Here is a 5,342-nt window from a genome sequence, read left to right as displayed (position 1 = left end):
CGCGGCCTTCGCCGTTGCTGCTCTACCGGACCGCTCAGTGGAAGAAGTGGCGGGTACCGGTGAAGTACATCGTCACGCCGGCCTTCTTCGCCGCCTCGACGACCTGCTCGTCACGGACCGAACCACCCGGCTGGACCACGGCCTTCACACCGGCGGCGGTCAGGATCTCCAGACCGTCGGGGAAGGGGAAGAAGGCGTCCGAGGCCGCGTACGAGCCCTGCGCGCGCTCGGCACCCGCCCGCTCGACGGCGAGCTTCGCCGAGTCGACGCGGTTGACCTGGCCCATGCCGACGCCGACCGAGGCGCCGTCCTTCGCGAGCAGGATCGCGTTGGACTTGACGGCGCGGCAGGCCTTCCACGCGAAGGCGAGCTCGGCCAGCTCCTCGGCGGACAGCGCCTCGCCGGTGGCCAGCGTCCAGTTCGCCGGGTCGTCGCCCTCGGCCTGGAGGCGGTCGGTGACCTGGAGCAGCGCACCGCCGTCGATCGGCTTGACCTCGACCGGGTTGGCCGGGGCGCCCTCGGCGCGCAGCACGCGGATGTTCTTCTTGCGGGCCAGCACCTCGACGGCGCCGTCCTCGTACGCCGGGGCCACGATGACCTCGGTGAAGATCTCCGCGACCTGCTCGGCCAGCTCCACCGTCACCGGGCGGTTGACGGCGATGACGCCGCCGAACGCGGAGAGCGGGTCGCAGGCGTGCGCCTTGCGGTGCGCCTCGGCGACGTCGGCGCCGGTCGCGATGCCGCACGGGTTGGCGTGCTTGATGATCGCGACGCAGGGGTCGGCGTGGTCGTACGCGGCCCGGCGCGCGGCGTCGGTGTCCGTGTAGTTGTTGTACGACATCTCCTTGCCGTGCAGCTGCTCCGCCTCGGCCAGGCCGCCGGTGCCGTCGACGTAGAGCGCGGCACCCTGGTGCGGGTTCTCGCCGTAGCGCAGCACGTTGCCCCGCGCGTACGTCGCGCCCAGGAAGTCGGGGAAGCCGGAGTCGTCCGCGGCGGCGTAGTCGTCGGCGAACCAGGAGGCCACGGCCACGTCGTAGGCGGCGGTGTGCTGGAAGGCCTCGGCCGCGAGCCGCTTGCGGGCGGCCAGGTCGAAGCCGCCGCCCTGGGCGGCCGCGAGGACGTCGGCGTAGCGGGCGGGGCTGGTGACGACCGCGACCGAGGGGTGGTTCTTGGCGGCGGCGCGGACCATCGAGGGGCCACCGATGTCGATCTGCTCGACGCACTCGTCGGGGGTGGCGCCGGAGGCGACCGTCTCCCGGAAGGGATACAGGTTGACGATCACCAGGTCGAAGGGCTCCACACCCAGCTCGGCGAGCTGGTTGCGGTGGTCCTCCAGGCGCAGGTCGGCGAGGATGCCGGCGTGCACGCGCGGGTGGAGGGTCTTGACGCGGCCGTCGAGGCACTCGGGGAAGCCGGTGAGCTCCTCGACCTTGGTGACGGGGACCCCGGCGGCAGCGATCTTCGAGGCGGTGGAGCCCGTGGAGACGAGCGCGACGCCCGCCTCGTGCAGGCCGCGGGCCAGCTCTTCCAGTCCCGTCTTGTCGTAGACACTCACGAGCGCGCGGCGGATCGGCCGCTGGGTCGTAGCCGTCGTCGTTTCGTTGGCGGTCACTGGATTGTTACCTTTCGTCCCTCAATGCGGTAGCCGTGCCGGGCCAGGCGCCCCACGACGTCGACGAGCAGCTGGCGCTCGACTTCCTTGATGCGCTCATGGAGCGCGGCTTCGTCCTCCCCGTCCCGGATCTCCACGACACCCTGGGCGATGATCGGACCGGTGTCCACGCCGCTGTCCACGAAGTGGACCGTGCAGCCGGTGACCTTCGCCCCGTACGCGAGGGCGTCGCGCACCCCGTGCGCACCGGGGAAGGCCGGGAGGAGGGCGGGGTGGGTGTTGACGAACCGGCCGCCGAAGCGGTCGATGAAGCTCTTCCCGACGATCTTCATGAAGCCGGCGGAGACGACCAGGTCCGGCGCGTACGCGTCGGTCGCCTCGGTGAGCGCGGCGTCCCACTCCTCACGGCTGGCGTAGGCCTTCACCGGACACACGAAGGTGGGGATCCCCGCCTTCTCGGCCCGCTCCAGACCGGCGATGCCGCCGCGGTCGGCGCCGACGGCGACGACCTCGGCCCCGAAGCCCTCGGCTCCGCCGGGGTGGGCCTCGATGGCGTCGAGCAGGGCCTGGAGGTTGGTGCCGGAGCCGGAAACCAGCACGACCAGGCGGGAGGCGGCCATGTGAGGCCCTTTCTCACAGGATTTGCGACATTCGTCTTGTGCGGTCATACGAAACTTCGGGGTACCGATATACGGGGAACCATACGAAGCCACCGACCGCCTGCAACGATACCGGCACACCGGACCGCCCCCGAGGGACGGGGGGACGGCCGGGCGGTAGCGTCTGGCGTACAAGCCGCGAACGACGCGGAACGCGCCCTCGTACGCGGGGCGCGGGCCGCGCACGACACAGGGGAAGTCACACACTCGATGCCGGACCGCCGCCAGCCCGACCCCTCGACCGACGACAACCCCTTCGCGGCACCCCCGGAGGGCCGGCCCGACCAGCCGTGGCAGCCCCGGCAGCCGCAGCGGCCGCAGGACGGCGGCGGTTCCGGTGGCCCGGGCGGCGGTCCGGGCGGCGGTCCGGGCGGCGGCCCGACGGAGCCCGGCGAGGGCGGCGGCCCGGCCCGCTGGGACCCCATGGACCCGGTCCAGCGGCGCGCCCGCTACGCGCTCCTCTCGGGCATGTGGGGCTTCTTCTTCGGCATTTTCGGCATCCCGTCGGTCGGGCTGCTGCTGGGCGCGCTGGCCATGTACTGGGGCATCAGCGCCCTCCGCGGCCGCCCGGCGACCGACGCGGACCCCGGCGGCCTGTCCGCCCTCGGCCCGGCGGCCCGCCCGCAGCGCGCGGCGGCGGCGAGCGGCCTGGTCGCGGCCACGCTGGCGCTGATGCTGGCGGCGGGCTCGTACGCGCTGCAACTGGCGTACAAGGACTTCTACGTCTGCCGCGACGACGCGCTGACCCGCACGGCGGAACTGAAGTGCAACGACCTCCTCCCGGACAACGCGCTCGGCAAGATCCTCCGCGTCCAGCGCTGACCGTTCCTAATCAGTGAGCAGGAGTGAGTCTTGGACCCATACCTGGTCACTGCGGACATCCCGAACGGTTTTGGGTGTCCTGGTCGCCCGTGTGCTTGCCGCATCCGGCTGCACGGATCGTGTCCGTGGTCCGGGGATGCGGTGGCGGGTTTCCTCACGCCCAAGTGCTTCCGGTCCGGCCTGGACGGTCCGATGCCCGCGACGATCGCTCTGGTCGTCGCGGGGCGGTGCCGCCCGTCGCCGGATCGGGTGCCCTTGGGCGCGTCGCCCGATCGCGATGCTTGCCGCATCGTGACGGGTCGTCTTACGGGTCCTGCTGGAGAGGGGCTTCTGCCAGTGCTGAGCGCCCCACTTGCTGGTGTAGGCCGGATCGACGGCGATGATCGCGATACCGGTGGCGTCGGCCATCGATGTCAGGCGAGCCCGGAGCCTGCCGGTGGGAATACCGGAGATGAGTTGTCGGAACGTGCGGTGCCGGCCGTACTTCTCCCTGGTCTTCTCAGCCCGGAAGTCGAGGTTCTCGACCGCGATGGCCTTCACGCCGCAGGTCTTGGCCCAGTTCAGCAGCCGGGACAGGGCGTGGCGGACCTGGGCGTCTCGGTGGGCGGCCGAACCACTGAGGTCGTAGGAGAAGCGGCGGGGCTGCCCGGTCGGGTTGCCGCAGGTGTCGAGGCGCCAGGCCGCGAGGTGATCAGCGTTGGTGTCCACACCGATCACACCGTCAGCCAGAGCGGCATCCAGCGGGATAGTCCTCGACGGCGGGATCTGCCAGGAAGCGGTCAGGTACCAGCGGTCCTTGGCCACGTCCAGATGGATGCGGTAGGCGACTGCCCGGTTGGCCTCGATGCGGTCGGCCCACTGCGTACCTCGGTGCGCAAACCGCACCTTCGCGCCGAGTACGTACCGGCCGTGCCTGGCGTTGGCGTACTGGGCGAGGGGAGCCGGGAGCTTGATGGACACCTCGCCGTCCGGGGCGACTCGGATGGTTTCGTTCCCGAAGCGCTTGCCGGACTCGCCGTCGGCCTGGAGGAACCAGCGTTCCGCCTCCCACCGTATCCGCCACTCGGCCTCGGTGAGCTGCGCGGCATCGAGGTTGTGACGGTTGCCCGCAAGGCGCTTGCCGCCCCGCACAACGTGCACGACGCCCTCTTCGCGGTCGGCTCGCTCCCGCTCAAGGCGTTCTTCGAGGACATGCAGGCGACGGGCTTTGTGGAACCACTCGTTCTTCGAGCGGTACCCGCCTGCAGCCTTCTTGGTGCCCTTCTCCCCGATGGGCTGGGACAGGCGGTGCCGAATCGCCGTGAGGCCTGCTTCGAGGCCCTGGATGTGCGCGAGCTGGCAGCGGCGGGACAAGGCCCACTGGTCGTGCGTTGCCTTGGTGATCGCCCCCGCCCAGCGGGACGACGACTCAGAGGTCAGGTCCTTCTTCCGGGCCGCCCACATGCCGGTGGAGTGTTCCAGGCCGTCTGCGCACCGGGCCTTGAGATCGCGAGAGGCAAGTGACCCGAGGTGCGCGCCTGCCAGTCGCAGCACCTTCTCGTCGGCGGGCGTCAGGCCCTTGAGGCGGTCGCGAACCGCCACACCGGACGGCCCGAGGGCAACGAACGGCGCGGCGACCGGGCGGAGGTCAGCCATGTTCGGCGGCATGAAGCGCCTTGAGGGCGCGGTTCTTCGCCGACCTGCGACCGTACCGGCGGACACAGAACGAGGTCAGCACCTCCACCACGTCCCGTACCAGGTCGTCTTCGACCTCACCGTCGTCCAGGACCAGCAAGCGACGGCCCGTCGCGGACAAGGCGGCCTCGACAAGCTCGACGTTCATCCGGCCGAGCCGGTCCTTGTGCTCCACCACCACGCAGGTCACGTGCGGGTCGGCCAGCAGACGCCGGGCCTTGGAACGGCAGCCGTTCATCCCGGAAGCGATCTCCTCCTCAACACGAACGATTCGGTGACCGGCCTTCACCGCCCACGCCGACAGCCGAGCGACCTGGCGTTCCAGATCGGTCTTCTGCTCGTGCGAGGACACGCGGGCATACAGGCCCAGACCACCGATGACCTCGGACGTGGTGTTCGCGTCGATGTTCACCAGGATCGTACGCGGCCCGACCCGCTGAGCCGGTACCGGCAACGTTCCCTCACGGAACCAGCGATACGCGGTCTGCGGATGCACGCCCTGCGTCTTCGCCCATTCCGTCAGATTCACGCTCTGACAACGACACTCACTCGTACATGGTTACGCTCACTTACCC

Annotated in this window: 5 protein-coding genes; 1 reads left to right on the top strand and 4 read right to left on the bottom strand. The window is 70.6% G+C overall.

Translation table 11 applies throughout. The features are described from left to right. Positions 1–34 precede the first annotated feature (34 nt). Positions 35–1,612, bottom strand: coding sequence for a bifunctional phosphoribosylaminoimidazolecarboxamide formyltransferase/IMP cyclohydrolase (gene purH / locus SSNG_RS21540; RefSeq protein ID WP_007266002.1), 1,578 nt, complete (start codon positions 1,610–1,612; stop codon positions 35–37). Next, positions 1,609–2,232 (bottom strand): phosphoribosylglycinamide formyltransferase, encoded by a 624-nt coding sequence (purN, locus tag SSNG_RS21535; RefSeq protein WP_007266001.1) that lies wholly within the window; start codon positions 2,230–2,232, stop codon positions 1,609–1,611. Before purN ends, purH begins: the two co-directional genes overlap by 4 nt. 249 nt (positions 2,233–2,481) lie before the next feature. Here purN and SSNG_RS21530 point away from each other — a divergent pair, with 249 nt between their 5' ends. After that, positions 2,482–3,093, top strand: coding sequence for a hypothetical protein (locus SSNG_RS21530; RefSeq protein ID WP_007266000.1), 612 nt, complete (start codon positions 2,482–2,484; stop codon positions 3,091–3,093). Positions 3,094–3,099: 6 nt separating this feature from the next. Here the strand turns inward: SSNG_RS21530 and SSNG_RS21525 are convergent, their stop codons facing one another. Together SSNG_RS21525 and SSNG_RS21520 are read right to left on the bottom strand one after the other, a co-directional pair. Then, positions 3,100–4,728 (bottom strand): IS200/IS605 family element transposase accessory protein TnpB, encoded by a 1,629-nt coding sequence (locus SSNG_RS21525; RefSeq protein ID WP_007265999.1) that lies wholly within the window; start codon positions 4,726–4,728, stop codon positions 3,100–3,102. Further along, the gene (locus SSNG_RS21520) at positions 4,721–5,296 is read right to left on the bottom strand and encodes an IS607 family transposase (protein ID WP_007265998.1); all 576 of its coding nucleotides are present in this window, start codon (positions 5,294–5,296) and stop codon (positions 4,721–4,723) included. The genes SSNG_RS21525 and SSNG_RS21520 overlap by 8 nt, the downstream gene beginning before the upstream one ends. Between the last annotated feature and the right edge of the window lie 46 nt (positions 5,297–5,342).

The organism is Streptomyces sp. C (genome assembly GCF_000158895.1).
Lineage (GTDB): Bacteria > Actinomycetota > Actinomycetes > Streptomycetales > Streptomycetaceae > Streptomyces > Streptomyces racemochromogenes.
Note: the sequence above shows the minus strand (reverse complement) of the source record. Positions and strands in the feature narration are given on the sequence as shown.

What these genes read in the sequence shown, in the direction of transcription:
- SSNG_RS21525 (WP_007265999.1), bottom strand. Translation starts at nt 4,728, where the DNA reads ATGGCTGACCTCCGCCCGGTCGCCGCGCCGTTCGTTGCCCTCGGGCCG.
- SSNG_RS21530 (WP_007266000.1), top strand. Translation starts at nt 2,482, where the DNA reads ATGCCGGACCGCCGCCAGCCCGACCCCTCGACCGACGACAACCCCTTC.
- purN (WP_007266001.1), bottom strand. Translation starts at nt 2,232, where the DNA reads ATGGCCGCCTCCCGCCTGGTCGTGCTGGTTTCCGGCTCCGGCACCAAC.